Source organism: Mixta mediterraneensis (genome assembly GCF_014946725.1).
Classification (GTDB): domain Bacteria; phylum Pseudomonadota; class Gammaproteobacteria; order Enterobacterales; family Enterobacteriaceae; genus Pantoea; species Pantoea mediterraneensis.
In genome coordinates, this window is record NZ_JACFXY010000001.1 from 198,307 (window position 1) to 216,338 (window position 18,032).

At 52.3% G+C, this 18,032-nt stretch carries 16 protein-coding genes; 4 read left to right on the forward strand and 12 right to left on the reverse strand.

The window, feature by feature from the left end; translation table 11 throughout:
- Positions 1-12 precede the first annotated feature (12 nt).
- Complete coding sequence (locus H2P46_RS01000) at positions 13-1,212, reverse strand: serine hydrolase (protein WP_193403348.1); 1,200 nt, start codon at positions 1,210-1,212, stop codon at positions 13-15.
- Positions 1,213-1,481: 269 nt separating this feature from the next.
- On the opposite strand from H2P46_RS01000, the gene H2P46_RS01005 reads away from it, so the two are divergent.
- Positions 1,482-2,138 (forward strand): HAD family hydrolase, encoded by a 657-nt coding sequence (locus H2P46_RS01005; protein WP_193403349.1) that lies wholly within the window; start codon positions 1,482-1,484, stop codon positions 2,136-2,138.
- Here H2P46_RS01005 and H2P46_RS01010 read toward each other — a convergent pair whose 3' ends face one another.
- From H2P46_RS01010 to H2P46_RS01020, 3 genes are all read right to left on the reverse strand, one after another.
- On the reverse strand, positions 2,139-3,269 hold the full coding sequence (locus H2P46_RS01010; protein ID WP_193403350.1) for a PQQ-dependent sugar dehydrogenase: 1,131 nt from the start codon (positions 3,267-3,269) through the stop codon (positions 2,139-2,141). It abuts the gene before it with no gap.
- Positions 3,270-3,380: 111 nt separating this feature from the next.
- Positions 3,381-4,043 (reverse strand): DUF3313 domain-containing protein, encoded by a 663-nt coding sequence (locus H2P46_RS01015; RefSeq protein WP_193403351.1) that lies wholly within the window; start codon positions 4,041-4,043, stop codon positions 3,381-3,383.
- Between the two features lie 123 nt (positions 4,044-4,166).
- The gene (locus H2P46_RS01020) at positions 4,167-4,802 is read right to left on the reverse strand and encodes a carbonic anhydrase (protein ID WP_193403352.1); all 636 of its coding nucleotides are present in this window, start codon (positions 4,800-4,802) and stop codon (positions 4,167-4,169) included.
- 374 nt (positions 4,803-5,176) lie between these two features.
- On the opposite strand from H2P46_RS01020, the gene rimO reads away from it, so the two are divergent.
- Entirely contained in the window at positions 5,177-6,508 is a 1,332-nt protein-coding gene (rimO, locus tag H2P46_RS01025; RefSeq protein ID WP_193403353.1) for a 30S ribosomal protein S12 methylthiotransferase RimO, read from the forward strand.
- 21 nt (positions 6,509-6,529) lie between these two features.
- On the opposite strand, the gene H2P46_RS01030 is transcribed toward rimO, so the two are convergent.
- From H2P46_RS01030 to H2P46_RS01055, 6 genes are read right to left on the reverse strand one after another with little or no spacing between them, the layout of a single operon-like run.
- Positions 6,530-6,979 (reverse strand): DUF4385 domain-containing protein, encoded by a 450-nt coding sequence (locus tag H2P46_RS01030; protein ID WP_193403354.1) that lies wholly within the window; start codon positions 6,977-6,979, stop codon positions 6,530-6,532.
- Positions 6,976-7,881 carry a glutathione ABC transporter permease GsiD gene (gsiD, locus tag H2P46_RS01035; RefSeq protein WP_193403355.1) on the reverse strand — a complete coding sequence of 302 codons (906 nt, stop codon included), beginning with the start codon at positions 7,879-7,881 and terminating at the stop codon, positions 6,976-6,978. The genes H2P46_RS01030 and gsiD overlap by 4 nt, the downstream gene beginning before the upstream one ends.
- 9 nt (positions 7,882-7,890) lie before the next feature.
- Entirely contained in the window at positions 7,891-8,811 is a 921-nt protein-coding gene (gene gsiC, locus H2P46_RS01040; protein ID WP_193403356.1) for a glutathione ABC transporter permease GsiC, read from the reverse strand.
- A gap of 48 nt (positions 8,812-8,859) precedes the next feature.
- Positions 8,860-10,395, reverse strand: a complete 1,536-nt coding sequence (gsiB, locus tag H2P46_RS01045; protein ID WP_193403357.1) for a glutathione ABC transporter substrate-binding protein GsiB — start codon at positions 10,393-10,395, stop codon at positions 8,860-8,862.
- Positions 10,396-10,453: 58 nt separating this feature from the next.
- Positions 10,454-12,307, reverse strand: a complete 1,854-nt coding sequence (locus H2P46_RS01050) for a dipeptide ABC transporter ATP-binding protein (RefSeq protein ID WP_193403358.1) — start codon at positions 12,305-12,307, stop codon at positions 10,454-10,456.
- A 9-nt stretch (positions 12,308-12,316) separates the two neighbouring features.
- Entirely contained in the window at positions 12,317-13,282 is a 966-nt protein-coding gene (locus H2P46_RS01055) for an isoaspartyl peptidase/L-asparaginase family protein (protein WP_193403359.1), read from the reverse strand.
- A gap of 216 nt (positions 13,283-13,498) precedes the next feature.
- Between H2P46_RS01055 and moeA the strand changes: the two genes are divergently transcribed.
- Together moeA and moeB are read left to right on the forward strand one after the other, a co-directional pair.
- Complete coding sequence (moeA, locus tag H2P46_RS01060; protein ID WP_193403360.1) at positions 13,499-14,734, forward strand: molybdopterin molybdotransferase MoeA; 1,236 nt, start codon at positions 13,499-13,501, stop codon at positions 14,732-14,734.
- Positions 14,735-15,487 carry a molybdopterin-synthase adenylyltransferase MoeB gene (gene moeB, locus H2P46_RS01065; RefSeq protein WP_193403361.1) on the forward strand — a complete coding sequence of 251 codons (753 nt, stop codon included), beginning with the start codon at positions 14,735-14,737 and terminating at the stop codon, positions 15,485-15,487.
- A gap of 32 nt (positions 15,488-15,519) precedes the next feature.
- Here moeB and H2P46_RS01070 read toward each other — a convergent pair whose 3' ends face one another.
- Together H2P46_RS01070 and H2P46_RS01075 are read right to left on the reverse strand one after the other, a co-directional pair.
- Positions 15,520-17,112, reverse strand: a complete 1,593-nt coding sequence (locus tag H2P46_RS01070) for an ABC-F family ATPase (protein ID WP_193403923.1) — start codon at positions 17,110-17,112, stop codon at positions 15,520-15,522.
- 297 nt (positions 17,113-17,409) lie between these two features.
- Entirely contained in the window at positions 17,410-17,811 is a 402-nt protein-coding gene (locus H2P46_RS01075) for an H-NS family histone-like protein (protein ID WP_193403362.1), read from the reverse strand.
- Positions 17,812-18,032 lie beyond the last annotated feature (221 nt).

Below are 18,032 nucleotides of genomic sequence, written 5' to 3' on the forward strand. Positions count from 1 at the left end.
CGTCCCTGATTTTTATGAAAACCACTTCCCGAACCAGCCATTGAATTTCATCATCACAAAATCAATGATGCGGCTAAAAAAGCCGCCCTGCGGCATATCCTGCATCACCACCAGCGGACGCTGTTCAATGGTTTTACCATTTAGCTGGAAATTGATCGTCCCGACCACCTGATTTTTCTTCAGCGGCGCTTCCAGTTGTGGCGAGTTCAGCGTGTAGCTGGCCTTCAGATTTTTCATCTGTCCTTTTGGAATGGTCAAGGCGGCGTCTTTGGCTACGCCCAGGTTCACTTGATTTTGCTCACCAAACCAGACGCGCTGCTGGGCAAAAGGCGCATCCGCTTTAATTGGCGTAACCGTTTCGTAGAAGCGGAAACCCCAGGTCAACAGCTTCTCACTTTCGCGAAAACGGATTGCATCGCTGGCGGTGCCAAGCACCACCGAAATCAAACGCATGTCGCCTTCGGTCGCCGAGGCCACCAGATTATTCCCTGCCCCCGATGTGTGGCCGGTTTTGATGCCGTCAACCTTCAGGTTAGTGCTCCACAGCAGGCGATTGCGATTCCTCTGGCGGATATTATTGAAGGTAAATTCCTTCTCTTTATTCAGCGCATATTCTTCCGGCACATCACGAATAAGCGCCTGACCAATCAGCGCCATATCACGTGCGGTGCTGTATTGCCCCTCGGCATCTAAACCGTGCACCGTCATAAAATGCGTATTTTTCAGACCAAGCGCTTTAACGTAATTGTTCATCAAACCGATAAACGCATCCTGACTGCCCGCCACATAGTCCGCCAGCGCGATACAGGCATCGTTACCCGACTGAATCACAATGCCTTTATTCAATTCATGTACCGGAATGCGATCGCCCGGCTTCAGGAACATCAGCGATGAACCTTTCAGTTTTGGATTACCCGTCGCCCATGCATCCTGGCCTACGGTCACACTGTCATCCGCTTTTATCTTGCCCGCTTTGATCGCCTGACCCACCACGTAACTGGTCATCATTTTGGTCAGGCTGGCAGGATCGAGACGCTGGTCAGCATTGGATTCGGTCAACACTTTGCCGCTGGCGTAATCCATTAAAATATAAGCCTTAGCGTCGATCTGAGGAGCATCAGGCGCTTGTTCCGCGAATACGCTGACAGGCGCAACGAGTAAAGAGGTCGCAGCAAAGAGCCGCAGGCGAGAAGCAAAGTGTTTTTTTGTCATGGGCTTGCCGGAGTGTCCTTATTAAATCAGGGTTTAAGGCAGAAAATCTTCAGTTAGAACGCTAACCGCTGGCGTCAGCGAAAAAAACCGGTGAATCGTAAAGTTTTTTAGAGTTTAGTCGAGTAACCCTGGCATTCATGCTGCGTGCTTGCCAGTTTTCTCCCAGCGCGTCGTCAGAAAAAATACGTGAAAATCCGATTTTTCGCAGAACAGTTAAGGCCGTCACAAATTTCAGCTAACCTGATTTCAGTCAGCCTGAGGAGGATCCCATGGACTTAGCCCTGTTTGATCTGGATGAAACCCTGATTTGCGATGACAGCACCAGCCTGTGGCTGCGCTGGCTGGCTTCACAAGGTTTTGCATCTAACGACCTTATCGACGAAGAGCAGGCATTAATGGCGCAATATTATGCCGGCACCCTTTCTATAGAAGAATACATGAATAAAACTCTCGCTCCGCTGGCTGGCATGGCAACCATGACTGTGGACGGCTGGGTTCGGCGCTTTATCCATCGCGACATTATGCCTCGGGTCTTTCCGGCGGCCCGTGAACGTATTCAGTGGCATCAGCAACGCGGCGATAACGTAATGATTATCTCCGCCAGTGGCGAACATTTAGTTATTCCCATCGCCGAACGTTTAGGGGCATATGGCGCGTTAGCTATTGGCGTTGAGGTGGTTAATGATCGCTACAGCGGCCTGACTTACGGCACCATGACCTATAAAGAGGGTAAAGTGACGCGCCTGACTGACTGGAAAGCACTCCAGGAAGATGAAACCTATAACCGGACCTGGGCTTACAGCGATTCGATGAATGACCTGCCCTTGCTGGCCCTGGCCGATCATGCCCACGTGATTAATCCTGATGCATTGCTGCATCAGGAAGCTCTGGACCGGGGTTGGGAAGTGTGCCGCTGGGTGCGATAATTATCCGCGGGACGCTTTCGCGTCCTGTTCTAATCCGACCTTCAGCAGCTTGCCATTAGCTTCATCGGTGAGCACGTAAAGGTAGCCATCCGGCCCCTGGCGGACGTCACGAATGCGCTCGTTGCGATCTTTTAATAACCGCTGCTCCTCAACCACCTTCTCGCCGTTCACCCGCAAGCGAATCAAACTTTTTTCCTTCAGCGCGCCGATAAACAGCGAATTTTTCCACTGAGGAAAACGCGCGCTGTTATAGAAAGCCATGCCGCTGATGGCGGGAGAGACCTTCCAGTAGAAAACGGGCTGCTCAGTGCCATCAACATGTGTGCCCTTTGATTCCGGCACTTTCTCGCCGCTGTAATCAATACCGTAGGTCGCCAGCGGCCAGCCGTAATTTTTCCCTTTTTCTGGAATATTGACTTCATCGCCGCCACGTGGCCCATGCTCACTTTCCCAGATTTTTTGCGTCCAGGGATTGAGCGCCAGCCCTTGTGGATTACGCAGGCCATACGCCCAAATTTCGGGACGTATGCCGCTGTGATTAACAAACGGGTTATCTTTCGGCACGCTGCCGTCGCCATTCAAACGCAGTAGTTTACCTTGCAGCTTATCTGTATCCTGCGCGGCGCTGCTGACGAAGTTATCGCCAAAGGCAATCCACAAAAAGCCCTGTCGGTCAAAAGCCAGTCGTGTTCCGATGTTATTACCGCTCGACAATGCTGGGGTCTGGCGAATCACTTCATGAAAGTCGCTAAGCTGGCGATTATCTTTGCTCAGCGTGCCATAGCCGACTACCGCCCCTGCCTTACCACTGCTGTCAGCTTCGGTATAACTCAGCCAGACGCGACGGTTTTGTGCAAAATCCGGTGCCAGCACCACGTCCAGCAAACCACTTTGACGGTGCGCCCACACTTTTGGCACGCCCTGAATCGGTCTGGATAAACCGCTGTCCTGTCGCCAGCTGCGTAACTGACCGGAACGTTCGGTAATCAATACGGTTTGGTTATCTGGCAAAAATGCCAGTGACCAGGGATGGTCGAGCTTGTCTTGCAGCACCTGAACCTGTAGGTCTGCCGCCAGCGTCGAAAAAGAGCACATTACGCTGAAAACCAGCGCGGCGGGGAAGCGAGTCATGGCACTCTCCTGTTGGGATACAATGCCCTTAAGCGTAGACAGCTGTTACAGAACGATGTCTGAGATTTACAAAAGATTAAATCAGCGACCCCATATCATCGTCCTTAGCGCTTATTGCCGTGCATCAAAAGCCACGGCGTCACGTATCATCGTATCGAGGCCGGGTTTCAGGTCGGCAAAGGTAATGGGTGCGTTGCTGTTAGTGACTGTTTTACCAAACGCTTTGCGCACGACTTTGATCAACGGTTTGCCGGTTCGCGCGTCGCTGATTTCAACTTCCAGAAACAATTCACTGTTTTGTATGCGATAGCCGGAAGCCGCCATCGTACCGGCAACAACCGCGGCGATCGGCACCATTTCATAGAACTGCATGCCCTTATTTTCTGCGGTTACAGCAGTAATAGCACTGCGCACGCTTAACGAACGCGGGCCTTTTTGCGACACCAGCGGTTTACGGGTTGCAATAGCCCCTTTCAGCTGAATATCGATGTAATTGCGCACCTCATCCAGCGTTTGCTGACTGATACGCTGCGTCGGACGCGCTGCCGGATAATAAACCACGGGGGTGTAGACCACCTCGTTATAATTGCTGTTGTGATAGTCCGGTGAAATCCAGCGCAACGTAGGTTGGCCACTCGCCGAATCGCTGGGTTTTAATTCACTGTAATCACCTAAAAAACCTGAATATTGCTGCTTATCCGCTACCTGTGAAGTGCACCCCATCAAAAGCAGTGAAGCGACGACAAGCAATGCCGTAAGAGAGGAAGTACGCATAGCAAACTCACTTATGTAAAGAAGGCTTTACTAAGCATAGATAAGCTAAACCGTTTGTGCGGCGAAAGGGGGGAAAGGATGAGAACAATAAGCCCGCCGCAGGACGAGGCGGGCTGGAAGACGTTACTCGAAACAGGTATCAGGGTTATCAGCCAGCGAAATGAACTGCTTGCCACCTTCAGTCAATGCAATAATCTGCCCGCTTTCAATATCATAAACCCAACCATGCAGACGCAGCGCACCTTTACGCAGCGCGACCGCCACGGAGGGATGGGTTTTCATATTATTAAGCTGGGCGATAACGTTCTCTCTTACCATTTCGTTCAGCTTCTTCTCAGGCGAGTCATATTGCCGCCCTTCCACCACCGCTTTCGCCGCATCAGCGTAGCGCAGCCAGTGTTCCACCGCTGGCATGGTATCCATACACTGGCAAGATGCGATAGCGTTCATGGCTCCGCAGTTAGAGTGACCACAAATGATGATGTCGGTAACACCCAACGCAACCACCGCGTATTCGATGGTTGCCGAAACACCGCCCGGTTCAGGGCCAAATGACGGTACGATATTGCCCGCATTACGAATAACGAACAGCTGTCCTGGCTCCTGCTGGGTCACCAGTTCCGGCACCAGTCGGCTATCAGAACAGGAAATAAACAGCGCTTTCGGATTTTGATTCGACGCCAGGCTTTTGAAAAGATCCTTCCTTTCGGGAAACACATTCTGCTGGAAATTCAGAAATCCATTGATGATCTCTTTCATTATTTAGCTCTCACATTATCCACTTCGTCAGCTAAAGGATCGATGCCTTTAGTGTTGATTTGTCTGTCTATTATTAAAGCAAACAGCCAAATATCAACGAGGATTTAAGCAAACGTCCCCACTAAACACAACCTTTGCGTTATTTACCTCTGCCGGCAAACTGTGCGTAAAATTTGCCGGATTAAATATTCAGCTCGCATTTACCGAAAAAAAACCGCTATTTTAACCTGTGTTTTTCAGGTGTTAGCAGATCGTTTTTTCTCTGCCGCTTTACGGGATGTTGACCTGATAAACCCTTACAGATAACGCTACAATTTTCATTTCAACACAGGTAAAATCCCGCGCCATCGCTGTGCTGAACCGGAAATAAGGCTATGACTACCACTACAAAAAACCTGCCGCCGCGCGTAGGATTTGTCTCTCTCGGCTGTCCTAAAAATCTCGTTGACTCTGAGCGCATCCTGACGGAACTGCGCACTGAAGGGTATGAGGTGGTGCCGCGCTATGACGATGCTGAAATTGTTATTGTTAACACCTGCGGCTTTATTGACAGCGCCGTTCAGGAATCGCTGGAAGCGATTGGTGAAGCGTTGAACGAAAACGGCAAAGTGATCGTCACCGGTTGTCTGGGCGCCAAAGTCGATCAGATTCGCGAAGTGCATCCAAGAGTACTGGAAATTACAGGTCCACACAGTTACGAGCAGGTGCTGTCGCATGTGCATCATTATGTACCAAAGCCAGAGCATAATCCGTTCCTGAGTCTGGTGCCGGAACAGGGGGTGAAACTGACGCCTCGCCATTACGCTTATCTAAAAATTTCGGAAGGTTGTAACCATCGCTGTACTTTCTGCATCATTCCTTCAATGCGTGGCGATCTTGATAGCCGCGCCATCGGTGAAGTACTGGATGAAGCCAAACGCCTGGTCGAAGCCGGCGTAAAAGAACTCCTGGTCATCTCGCAGGACACGTCAGCCTATGGCGTTGATGTTAAACATCGTACCGGTTTCTGGAACGGTTCACCGGTAAAAACCAGCATGGTCAGCCTGTGTGAGCAGCTCGCTAAACTCGGCGTCTGGGTGCGTCTGCATTATGTTTATCCGTACCCGCACGTAGACGATGTGATTCCGCTGATGGCGGAAGGCAAAATTCTGCCTTATCTCGATATTCCGTTACAGCACGCCAGCCCGCGTATTCTCAAACTTATGAAGCGCCCAGGCGCGGTCGAACGCACGCTGGAACGCATTAAACGCTGGCGTGAAATCTGCCCAACGTTAACGCTGCGTTCGACTTTTATTGTGGGTTTCCCCGGCGAAACCGAAGCAGATTTCCAGTTGCTGCTCGACTTCATAAAAGAAGCGCGTCTGGATCGCGTTGGCTGCTTCCAGTACAGCCCGGTTGAAGGTGCTACCGCAAATCAGTTACCGGACCCGGTTGATGAGGCCGTGAAGCAGGATCGTTATGATCGCTTTATGCAGCTGCAACAACAGATTTCTGCCGAACGCTTGCAGGAAAAAGTGGGCCGCGAAATTCTGGTGATCATTGATGAAGTGGATGAGGACGGCGCAATTGGCCGCAGCATGGCTGATGCGCCAGAAATTGATGGCGCGGTCTATCTGAATGGCGAATATTCTGTCAAACCCGGCGACGTGCTGCACGTAAAAGTCGAGCACGCCGACGAGTATGATTTATGGGCAAGCCGCGTTTAATCGTCTGTCGTTTACCCTGCTTTAACCGTATAACTGCTGGTGCGCTTTCTTACGCGCCAGATAATCTTGATCAGCCCGTAACCGATCCCAATACGCTTTGAAAATGGCCGCCGCAGCGGCCTTTTCTTCAACTACACCCCGTGGCAGCTCTTTGCCTGCTGCATCATATTTCCTTCCCCCCTGATGATTGCTATAGCGTCGGGCGCGTGTATACCCCATCTGAATAAACTTGCGCGCCATATCCATGCCCACAAAATCATCCTGTGCGCGGTACTCTTCAAACAGCGCCATGATTTTTGCCGCCGACGCTTTGGCAATCGGTACGGTACGAAAGCGCCAGTGCGGTAAAATTTCGCCTTTGTAGGGCTGGACCAGCAGCACGCCCTGCTCACCGCGCCCCACCTGGTAACGTTCAGGATGTTTGCGGAAATCGATAGTGCTGAAGTCCTGATCGTAATCGAAAGGTTTCATGTTTTTATTTTAGGATCGAGCGCATCACGCAGGCCATCACCGAGCAGGTTAAAGGCTAAAACGGTGAGGAAGATCGCAAGGCTGGGGAAGAGGGCAACATGTGGCGCAATCACCATATCGGCGCGCGCTTCGTTGAGCATTGCGCCCCATTCCGGCGTCGGCGGTTGCGCGCCCAGGCCGAGAAATGACAGGCTAGCGGCGGTGATAATGGATGTGCCAATACGCATGGTGAAATAGACCACAATCGGCGACACCGTACCCGGCAAGACATGACGCGTCAGTATGGTCCAGTCAGACGCGCCAATGCTGCGCGCCGACTCAATATAAGTTTGATGCTTGAGCACGAGCGTATTGCCGCGTACCAGGCGAGCAAAAGCCGGAATGCTGAAAATGGCGACCGCAACCACCACATTGTTCATACCGCTGCCCATGATTGCCACCACCGCAATCGCCAGCAGAATACCGGGAAAAGCAAACAGCACATCGCAAACACGCATGGTGATACGATCCCACCAGCCTTCGTAATAACCCGCCAGTAAGCCAAAGAGCGTGCCAATAAACGCGCCAATCGCAACGGAAAAGAACCCCGCGATCAGCGAGATACGCGTTCCCACCAGCACCCGACTGAAAATGTCGCGGCCCAGCGAATCCACGCCAAACCAGTGCATCAGCGACGGTCCCTCATTCAGCCGGTCGTAATCAAAAAAATTTTCAGCATCGAATGGCGCAATATAAGGCGCGATAAACGCCAGAATAATTAACGCCACCACAAACAAGCCCGCCAACAACGCCACTGGTTGCCGCTTAAAGCGCCGCCAGAATTCACGCCACGGCGTGCGCACCCGACTTTCCTTTATCAGCGGCATGGCTTTTAATGCCGCCTCGCGTCGCCAGTTTTTCATCGCGACTCCTTATTTGTAGCGTATGGCCGGGTTGATGACCGCATACAGCATGTCAACAATCAGGTTGATCAAAATGAATTCCAGCGAGAACAGCAGCACCTCGGCCTGAAGAACCGGGTAATCGCGCATCTCTACTGAATCCACCAACAAACGGCCCAGTCCCGGCCAGTTGAATACCACTTCCACCACAATCGAGCCTCCCAGCAAGAAGCCAAATTGCAGTCCCATCATGGTAACTACCGGGATCAGAGCGTTGCGCAAACCGTGTTTTACCAACACCAGCGATTCCCGCACGTCTTTGGCGCGGGCGGTGCGCATATAGTCTTCCTGCATCACCTCAACAAACGAGGCGCGTGTGAAGCGCGCCATTACTGCGGCCACTGCCGCGCCCAGCGTGATGGAGGGCAAAATATAGTGCTGCCAGCTATCGGCACCGACGGTCGGCAACCAGCCAAGCTCAACCGAGAAGACCTGCATCAGCAGCATACCCAGCGCAAAAGCGGGAAACGAGATACCGGAAACTGCCAGCGACATACCGATGCGATCGGGCCAGCGGTTACGCCACACGGCAGAGACAATGCCAATGGTCATGCCAAAAATCACCGCCCAGATCATGCTGGCCAGCGTTAACCACAATGTCGGCATAAAGCGTGAAGCAATCTCATCCGCAACCGGGCGTTTCGATACCATTGACTGACCGAAATCGCCCTGCAACGCATTGAGAATAAAGTGCCAGAACTGCTGAGGCAGCGGCAAATCCAGCCCAAGCTCCTGACGCACCATTGCTACCACCGATGCATCCGCATCAGGGCCGGCAATCAGCCGTGCCGGATCGCCCGGTAGCAGATGAACAAACAGGAACACGAGCACTGCCACGATCAGCAATGTGGGGATCAGCCCCAACAGTCGTTTTAGAAAATAATTAAGCATGCAACATTCCGCGCAATCGCGGCCAGCCGGGCAGGCTGGCCTGCTCCGTTACTTCAGGCTGGCTTCATCAAAACTGAATGAGGTATCAGGCATGACGTAAAAACCGCTGAGATTTTTGCTGTTAGCCGACACCAACTGTTCGACCACCAGCGGGATCCACGGATGGTCATTCCAGATACGATCCTGCGCATCTTTATACAGTTTGGCCTTCTGAGTACGATCGGTGGTTTTCAGCGCATCCAGCAGGTCTTTATCCACCTGCGGATTGCTATAAAACGCGGTGTTAAAGATGGCTGGCGGCGCTGACGTGGTGGCGAAAAGCGGTGTTAACGCCCAGTCGGCTTCGCCCGTTGATGCGGCCCAGCCGGTGTAGAACATGCGCACGCCGTTTTCTTTCTGCCCTTTGCCCTCCACTTCAGCGGCACGTTGACCGGCATCCATGGCCGTGACTTTGACTTTCACGCCAACCTGCGCCAGCTGCTGCTGGGTAAACTGCAACACCTTCTGCGCGGTGCTGTGGTTGTGCGAGGACCAGAGCGTGGTTTCAAATCCATTTGGATAACCGGCTTCTTTCAGCAATTCGCGGGCTTTTGCCGGGTTGTACTGAATCGCTGGATAGGCCTGGGCAAAGTCGATAGTGGGCGGCACAATACCGGTTGCTGGCGTGGCGTAACCGGCAAAAGCGACTTTTGCCAGAGCCTGACGGTTTATTGCGTACTCCAGCGCTTCGCGCACTTTTGGATTATCGAAAGGTTTTTGCGTCACGTTCAGGCTAATGTAACGCTGCATGATCGACGGCGTGGTGACCACGTCAATTTTGCTGTTTTTCTTCAGCAACTTAACCTGCTCATTGGGCACCGGGAAAGCAAAGTTAGCCTCGCCAGTTTGCAGCATTGCCGCACGGGTATTGTTATCCACTACCGGACGCCAGGTAATGCTGTCGAGCTTCGGATACCCTTTCTTCCAGTAGCCGTCCCATTTCTTCACCTTCACGAAATCGGTCTGGTTCCAGGTCACGAACTCAAACGGGCCGGTTCCCACCGGATGAAAGCCGATGTCCTTGCCATACTTTTTAAGCGCGGTGGGAGAAATCATGGCCGCTGCCGGGTGCGCAAGGTTGTTGATAAAAGCGGAGAACGGTTGCTTCAGGGTAATCTTCACCGTGGTTGGATCAACCACTTCGGTGGTAGCGATATATTTGAACAGGTTGTAACGCTTCAGATGGTTGTCGGGATCGCTGGCGCGATCGAGGTTGACCTTCACTGCTTCAGCGTTGAAGTCAGTTCCATCCTGAAATTTAATCCCGGAATGCAGCTTAATGGTGTAAGTCAGGCCGTCATCACTGGCCTGATAGCTTTCTGCCAGGACGTTGATCAGCTTCATATCTTTGTCGAAGCCGAACAGGCCCTGATAGAAGGATTTCGCCACCGCCTGCGACAATGTATCGTTGGCATCGTAGGGGTCCAGGGTAGTGAAATTGGAAGCCACGGCAACCACTACATCCTGCGCCGCCCAGGCAGGCAGCGCCATCGCGCTGCTCAGCACACCTGCAGCAAGTAACCCTTTACGCATCGTAATATGCATTTTTTTCTCCTGTAATCCCTGTCTGGTTAGTCGTCGAAGCGACGTGCTTTCATTTTACTCAGGTCACGCTGATAACATGGCGGGCAACAAAATGACCCGGAGCGACCTCCAACAGCGGTGCGACTTCCGGTTCGTCACCCAACGAACGAATTGGGCTGGGAATTTCATCCACCATTAAAGCCCGCTCACGACGCCGGTGCGCCGGATCGGCAACCGGCACTGCAGCCATCAGTTTTTTAGTGTAAGGATGCTGCGGCTGTTCAAATACTGACTGGCGCGGTCCCATCTCAACAATCTGTCCAAGATACATGACGGCTACGCGATGGCTGATGCGTTCTACCACTGCCATATCATGAGAAATAAACAGAAAAGCGATACCGAATTCACGTTGCAGATCGAGCATTAAATTAATAATTTGCGCCTGGATTGATACGTCAAGCGCTGATACCGACTCATCGGCAATGACCACTTTTGGGTTGAGTGCCAGGGCGCGCGCAATACAGATACGCTGGCGTTGGCCGCCCGAAAATTCATGCGGATAACGTTGTGCATGTTCCGGTAACAAACCCACTTTTTCCAGCAGCCAGGCCACGCGCTGCTCTGCTTCGCGGCGTGGCATTATGTTATGCACCAGCAGCGGCTCCATAACAGAAAAACCGACCGTCAGGCGTGGATCGAGTGAGGCATAAGGATCCTGGAAAATAAACTGAATATCGCGTCTTAGGTGTGCCAGCGCCTGGCCGGACAAATCATCAATGCGCTGACCATTAAAGGTGATAGTACCCCCCTGGCTCGCGACCAGCCGTAGCAGGGATCGCCCGGTGGTAGATTTACCGCAGCCCGATTCCCCCACCAGCGCCAGCGTTTCGCCAGCGTAGAGATCAAAACTCACTTTCTCTACTGCGTGCACGCGACTTCTGACCCGGTTGAGCAGGCCGCTACGAATATCAAAGCGCGTGACCAGATCGCGCACCTGCAAAATCGGTGCCTCTGCATGTTGTACCGTATCCTGCGGCGTTGCTTCGCTGTTTTCACCCTGCAATAGCGGAAATTTTGCCGGTAAAGTTTGGCCGCTCATGGCACCGAGTTTTGGCACCGCTGCCAGTAACGCTTTGGTATAGGGCTGTTGCGGCGCGCTAAACAGCTGCTCAACCGGTGCGTTTTCAACCACATCGCCGCGGTACATCACCTGTACACGATCGGCCATTTCTGCCACTACGCCCATATCGTGAGTGATAAAAATCACTCCCATTTGCATCTCTTTTTGCAGCACGCGGATCAGCTGAAGGATTTGCGCCTGGATGGTCACATCAAGCGCGGTGGTGGGTTCATCAGCAATCAGCAGCGCCGGTTTACACGACAGCGCCATCGCAATCATGACGCGTTGGCGCATCCCACCGGAAAGCTGATGGGGAAAACGCTTCAGGACATTTTGCGCGTCGGGAATGCGCACCAAATCCAGCATACGACGCGCTTCGGCCAGCGCCTGGCTGTGGCTTTTACCCTGATGTAAGCGAATGGATTCGGCGATCTGTTCGCCCACCGGAAATACGGGATTAAGCGAGGTCATCGGCTCCTGAAAAATCATCGCCATGTCAGCACCGCGCACTCGCCGCATCTGGCCGGGTGAAGCGCGCATGATGTCCAGCATCTCGCCGTTGCGCCGCCGTAGCTGGATTTCGCCACTGACCCTCCCACCGCTTTGCTCAATCAGCCGCATCAACGCCAGCGAAGTAACGGATTTACCCGACCCGGATTCTCCCACCAGCGCCAGCGTTTCGCCACGATGGAGATCGAGAGAAAGCTGGCGCACCGCTTCCGTTATCACACCTTCATGCTGGAACCGCACATTTAAGTCGCGCACAGCCAGTACCTGCTCTGGCGCCATAAACACTGCTTGCCGATCAGTCATGCCTGCTCCTTAGCTTTCGCGGTAAATCGCCACTTCAACCGCTTCACCTACGCGCGCAAATCCCCGATACATGCCTTCGCTGTTAAACGGCAGTGCGACATTTCCTGCATGATCGATCGCGATCAGCCCGCCGCTACCGCCCATCTCCAGCACCTTATCATGTATGACACTGACAGTTGCCTGCTGCAAACTGCGCGCGCCGTAGCGCATCTGCGCGGCAACGTCATAGGCTGCTAGCGTGCGGATAAACACTTCGCCCGTGCCGGTACAGGAAACCGCTACGCTGTCGTTAGCCGCGTAACAACCGGCACCGGGCAACGGTGAATCCCCCACACGCCCGGCTTGTTTATTGGTCATTCCGCCCGTTGAGGTTGCGGCGGCAAGGTTACCGTTGCTATCCAGTGCCACTGCGCCGACCGTACCGAATTTATGGTCGGGGTTGAGCGGATCGTCGCTGTGGCTTTGCGCCTCGCCGTCATGATCGAGCACCAGCTGGTCGCTGTTTAGCGCACGTTGCAGCTGTTCCCAGCGCTCAGGGGTGGAGAAAAAGTCAGGCTCGACCTGCTCAATCCCCTGAGAGAGGGCAAACTGTTCCGCGCCTGCGCCGATAAACAGCACGTGTGGACTGGTTTCCAGCACAGCCCGCGCCGCCAGCACTGGGTTACGGATGCGCGTCACCCCTGCCACCGCGCCGACTTCCAGCGTGCGGCCATCCATGACGCTGGCGTCAAGTTCATGGGTGCCCCGGTGGGTAAATACCGCGCCTTTGCCCGCGTTGAACAGCGGGCACTCTTCCAGCAAACGTACCGCTTCGGTCACCGTATCCAGTGCGCTTGCGCCCTGCGCCAGCATTTGCTGCCCGCGCGTAACAATATGGGTTAATGCCTGACGATACTGTTGCTCTTTTTCGGCGCTCATCGCGGCACGCGTAATCGCGCCCGCCCCACCGTGAATGGCGATAACTGCAGTTACCATAACGCTTGCCCTGTCGTTGCATCAGGGTTGAAAATCCCTGATTTAGAATGGTTTTCACCCATTTTTGTTAATTTTTGACTATAGAAAGCCTGTTATGGGATGTAAAGCGGAAACTGTTAACCTGGTCATAACCTTTTATTGTGGCTTATGCCGTTGCAGCAAATACAAATGCCACCATAATAAGCAGCAAATGCACTAACCCCAGGTTGAATCCCAATGGAAAGCTTGACCGCAGAATTAATCTCTCTTGAGGATGCTCAGGAAAAAATGCTGGCGCAACTGACGCCGGTCACCGATTCCCTCAGCGTGTCACTGGCTGAAGCTGCCGGACGTATTACGGCCCGCGCAGTGACATCACCCATCGATGTGCCCCCCTTTGATAACGCCGCGATGGACGGTTATGCCATTCGCCTGGCTGATGCCGCCAGCAAAAAGCCGCTGCCCATTGCCGGTAAAGCCTTCGCGGGTGCGCCATTCACGGGCGAATGGCCTGCTGGCAGTGTAGTGCGTATTATGACCGGTGCGCCGCTCCCCGCAGGCTGTGAAGCGGTGGTGATGCAGGAGGAAACCGAACAGCATGGCAACGCCATAACGCTTACTGCACCGGTAACCCCTGGACAAAATATTCGCCTGCTCGGCGATGATATTCGCGAGGGACAAACGGTGCTGACGGCTGGCGTACGTCTTGGTGCGGCTGAACTTCCGTTGCTGGCTTCGCTGGGTATCGCAGAAGTCAGCGTGCTGCGTAAGCTACGGGTCGCGATATTCTCAACCGGTGACGAATTACAGCCGGTTGGTCAGGCGCTGGCGGCAGGCCAGATTTACGATACCAACCGCTTTACCGTGTCTTTGATGCTAAAAAAACTGAGCTGCGAAGTGATCGATCTTGGCATTATTAAAGATGATCCCCATGCGTTACGCGTTGCCTTTGAAGAAGCCGATCGCCAGGCAGATGTGGTGATCAGTACCGGTGGCGTCTCGGTCGGTGAAGCCGATTTCACCAAAACCATGCTGGAGACGTTAGGCGTGATCACCTTCTGGAAACTGGCCATTAAACCCGGTAAGCCCTTTGCCTTTGGACGCCTCACCAGCAGCTGGTTCTGCGGTTTGCCGGGTAATCCGGTATCGGCGGCGGTAACCTTTTATCAGTTAGTTGTTCCGCTGCTTGCCACGCTGACCGGACAGAAAAAATCAGCCCTGCCGCCCCGTCAAAAAGTTCGTGCCGCCACGCCATTGAAAAAATCCCCCGGTCGCCTTGATTTCCAGCGTGGCTTTTATCGTCAAAACGATCAGGGCGAATTAGAAGTGCATACCACCGGTCCGCAAGGCTCGCATGTATTCAGCTCTTTTGCGCAGGCCAACTGCTTTATCGTGCTGGAGCGTGAGCGTGGAGATGTCGAAGCGGGTGAATGGGTAGAAATAGAACCGTTTAATGTCCTGCTGGAGGGATAAATGCTGCCCGAACTCAGCGATAAGGAGATGCTGCGCTACAACCGGCAAATCGTGTTGCGCGGCTTTGATTTTGACGGGCAGGAACAGCTTAAAGCCAGCCACGCTCTGGTGGTGGGTTTAGGTGGCTTAGGCTGTGCGGCGGCTCCGTACCTGGCAGCGGCGGGCGTGGGCAATTTAACCTTGCTTGATTTCGACACGGTTTCGCTGTCAAACCTGCAACGACAGATTTTGCATCATGATGCCGATGTCGGTCGCGCTAAAGTGGCGTCCGCTGCGCAAAGTCTGGCGGCGATCAATCCGCACTGTAAGTTGCACCGCCTTAACGCACGCTATGACGATGACGCGATGCTGGCGCTGATTGCAAACCAGCAGGTTGTGCTGGATTGTACTGATAACGTTCAGGCACGCGAGCAGCTCAATCGACTTTGTCGTCAACAACGCGTGCCGCTGGTATCAGGGGCGGCGATTCGTATGGAGGGCCAAATCAGCGTTTTTTCCTGGCAGCCCGGCACGCCCTGCTATCGCTGCATCAGCCGCCTGTTTGGTGAGCAGACGCTAAGCTGCGTGGAGGCAGGTGTAATGGCACCGCTGGTAGGGGTGATTGGTGCGATGCAGGCGATGGAAGCGATTAAACTCCTGACAAACTACGGCACCCCCGCCACCTCGCGTCTGTTAATGTACGATGCGATGAGCGCAGAATTTCGCAGCATAAAGGTGGTGCAGGACGCACACTGTGAAGTCTGTGGACAGTAACAAACCGGGGCAGCGAACTGCCCCGGTTTGTTTTATACGATGCCCTGGCTACGCAGGTAATCTTCATAATTGCCGGTGAAATCCACAACACGGTCTTCTTTCATTTCCAACACACGGGTTGCCAGCGAGCTCACAAATTCCCGATCATGCGAAACGAAAATCAACGTACCTTCATACATTTCCAGCGCCATATTCAGCGATTCGATAGATTCCATATCAAGGTGGTTGGTGGGCTCATCCATAATCAGGATGTTTGGCTTTTCCATCATTAATTTGCCAAACAGCATACGTCCCTTCTCACCACCAGAAAGTACTTTAGCCGGTTTCTTAATATCATCCTGAGAAAATAGCAGGCGACCGAGAATACCGCGCACGGTTTGTTCATCATCACCCGGCTGTTTCCATTGACTCATCCAGTCAAATACGGTCAGATCGTTAGCAAAGTCTTCTGCGTGATCCTGGGCATAATAACCAATGCGCGCATTTTCTGACCATTTAACGCTGCCGTTATCCGGCGTGAGTTCGCCCACCAACGTTTTCAGAAAAGTCGATTTACCGATACCGTTAGCCCCCAGCACCGCTAATTTTTCGCCCACCTCAAGCATCAGATTTAAATTTTTGAACAGCGGACCGTTATCAAACCCTTTGGTTAATGCTTCTACTTCGAGCGCATTACGGAACAGTTTCTTGTCCTGCTCAAAACGAATAAAGGGATTTTGACGGCTGGACGCTTTCACTTCTTCCAGCTTAATTTTATCCATTTGCTTCGCGCGCGAAGTTGCCTGACGTGATTTAGATGCGTTGGCGCTAAAGCGACTTACAAATGATTGCAAATCGGCAATTTGCGCTTTTTTCTTAGCGTTATCGGCTAACAAACGTTCACGCGCCTGCGTTGCTGCGGTCATATATTCATCATAATTACCCGGATAAACGCGTAACTCACCGTAATCTAAATCTGCCATATGGGTGCAGACCATATTCAGAAAGTGGCGGTCATGCGAAATGATAATCATGGTGCTGTCGCGTTCGTTAAGAAACTGCTCCAGCCAGCGAAAGGGATCAATGTCCAGGGTGTTGGTGGGGTCGTCCAGCAATAAAATATTGGGATTAGAAAACAGCGCCTGCGCCAGCAATACGCGCAATTTAAAACCCGGTGCAATTTCACTCATCGGCCCATAATGTTGTTCAACCGGAATACCCACGCCAAGTAATAACTCTCCGGCACGAGATTCAGCACTGTAACCATCCATTTCACCATACAGCACTTCAAGGTCAGCCACTTTATAGCCGTCCTCTTCGCTCATTTCTGGCAGGGCATATATGCGATCGCGCTCTTGCTTAACTTCCCATAATTCATTGTGACCCATGATTACGGTATCAAGCACACTATATTGTTCGAAGGCAAACTGATCCTGGCGTAACTTACCGATACGTTCATTAGGATCGTAAGAAACATTACCGCCGCTTGGGACCAGATCGCCACCCAAAATCTTCATGAAGGTGGATTTACCGCTGCCGTTCGCACCGATTAAACCGTAACGATTACCGCCGCCAAATTTAACGGAGATATTTTCGAACAGTGGCTTGCTGCCAAACTGCATGGTGATATTGCTGCTAACTAACACGGCATTGACCTTTATGAAGAAGTGGATGAAAAAACGGCAGCTATTATGCCAGATGTGATGTAGCGCACGCCAGCGCAAGGCGTGCGGACCCAACAAGGTGTTTGATAAGTGGGAATATCCCTTGAAAATTTATGTGCAGACAGACGGCAATCGGTCAATTTGAGCAATGCGGTTAATAATGTGACGTCACTCAGAAGCAGCCAATGCACATGCAGCCTGGCGTAGAACAGCGATAAATAAAAAAGCCGAGACACCAATAACAGGTCCTCGGCTCCCACATTACAAGGAATGTGCCAATTAATCGATCAGGAAACTATCCAGGCTTTTACCAGAATCCAGCGCTTTTTTAATCGCAGCCGGGGTACGGCCCTGGCCAGTCCATGATTTCGTTTCACCGTTTTCGTCAGTGTAAGAATATTTTGCTGGACGCGGAGCACGCTTAGCGCGTTTTTTACCTGGCTCCAGAGCGCCTAATAATTCATTGGGATCAATACCGTCTGCCAACAGCATTTCGCGATATTTAGACAGCTTCTCTTCTTTTTCGCGATTTTGCGTTTCTTCCGCTTCTGCTTCTTCGCGACGTTCAGTCACGACAACGGTTAATTTTTCGAGAATTTCTTCCAGGTCAGAAAGTGGCAGCTCACGAGCTTGGGCACGTAATGTGCGAATGTTGTTCAGAACTTTAAATGCATCACTCATCACAATGTCCTTGTTTGAAGGGGGTAATTAAAACTGTAGCGATAAGATTACCTAATTCAAATAAAAAAATAAATTAATTTTACACTCCAGATAATCCCGAACCGTATTTTAAATGGTGATACATTTTTTAGTGGGTCATTTTAGATCTTTTATTAACGTGAAATTAACAGTCGCGCTGCGTTAATCCTGGCGGCTGGAATCGATTTCAGTCGTTAGAATTT

Coding starts and splice junctions, on each gene's coding strand:
- moeB (WP_193403361.1), top strand. CDS start 14,735: ATGCTGCCCGAACTCAGCGATAAGGAGATGCTGCGCTACAACCGGCAA.
- moeA (WP_193403360.1), top strand. CDS start 13,499: ATGGAAAGCTTGACCGCAGAATTAATCTCTCTTGAGGATGCTCAGGAA.
- gsiB (WP_193403357.1), bottom strand. CDS start 10,395: ATGCATATTACGATGCGTAAAGGGTTACTTGCTGCAGGTGTGCTGAGC.
- H2P46_RS01000 (WP_193403348.1), bottom strand. CDS start 1,212: ATGACAAAAAAACACTTTGCTTCTCGCCTGCGGCTCTTTGCTGCGACC.
- H2P46_RS01020 (WP_193403352.1), bottom strand. CDS start 4,802: ATGAAAGAGATCATCAATGGATTTCTGAATTTCCAGCAGAATGTGTTT.
- gsiC (WP_193403356.1), bottom strand. CDS start 8,811: ATGCTTAATTATTTTCTAAAACGACTGTTGGGGCTGATCCCCACATTG.
- H2P46_RS01010 (WP_193403350.1), bottom strand. CDS start 3,269: ATGACTCGCTTCCCCGCCGCGCTGGTTTTCAGCGTAATGTGCTCTTTT.
- H2P46_RS01015 (WP_193403351.1), bottom strand. CDS start 4,043: ATGCGTACTTCCTCTCTTACGGCATTGCTTGTCGTCGCTTCACTGCTT.
- gsiD (WP_193403355.1), bottom strand. CDS start 7,881: ATGAAAAACTGGCGACGCGAGGCGGCATTAAAAGCCATGCCGCTGATA.
- H2P46_RS01005 (WP_193403349.1), top strand. CDS start 1,482: ATGGACTTAGCCCTGTTTGATCTGGATGAAACCCTGATTTGCGATGAC.
- H2P46_RS01055 (WP_193403359.1), bottom strand. CDS start 13,282: ATGGTAACTGCAGTTATCGCCATTCACGGTGGGGCGGGCGCGATTACG.
- rimO (WP_193403353.1), top strand. CDS start 5,177: ATGACTACCACTACAAAAAACCTGCCGCCGCGCGTAGGATTTGTCTCT.
- H2P46_RS01075 (WP_193403362.1), bottom strand. CDS start 17,811: ATGAGTGATGCATTTAAAGTTCTGAACAACATTCGCACATTACGTGCC.
- H2P46_RS01030 (WP_193403354.1), bottom strand. CDS start 6,979: ATGAAACCTTTCGATTACGATCAGGACTTCAGCACTATCGATTTCCGC.
- H2P46_RS01050 (WP_193403358.1), bottom strand. CDS start 12,307: ATGACTGATCGGCAAGCAGTGTTTATGGCGCCAGAGCAGGTACTGGCT.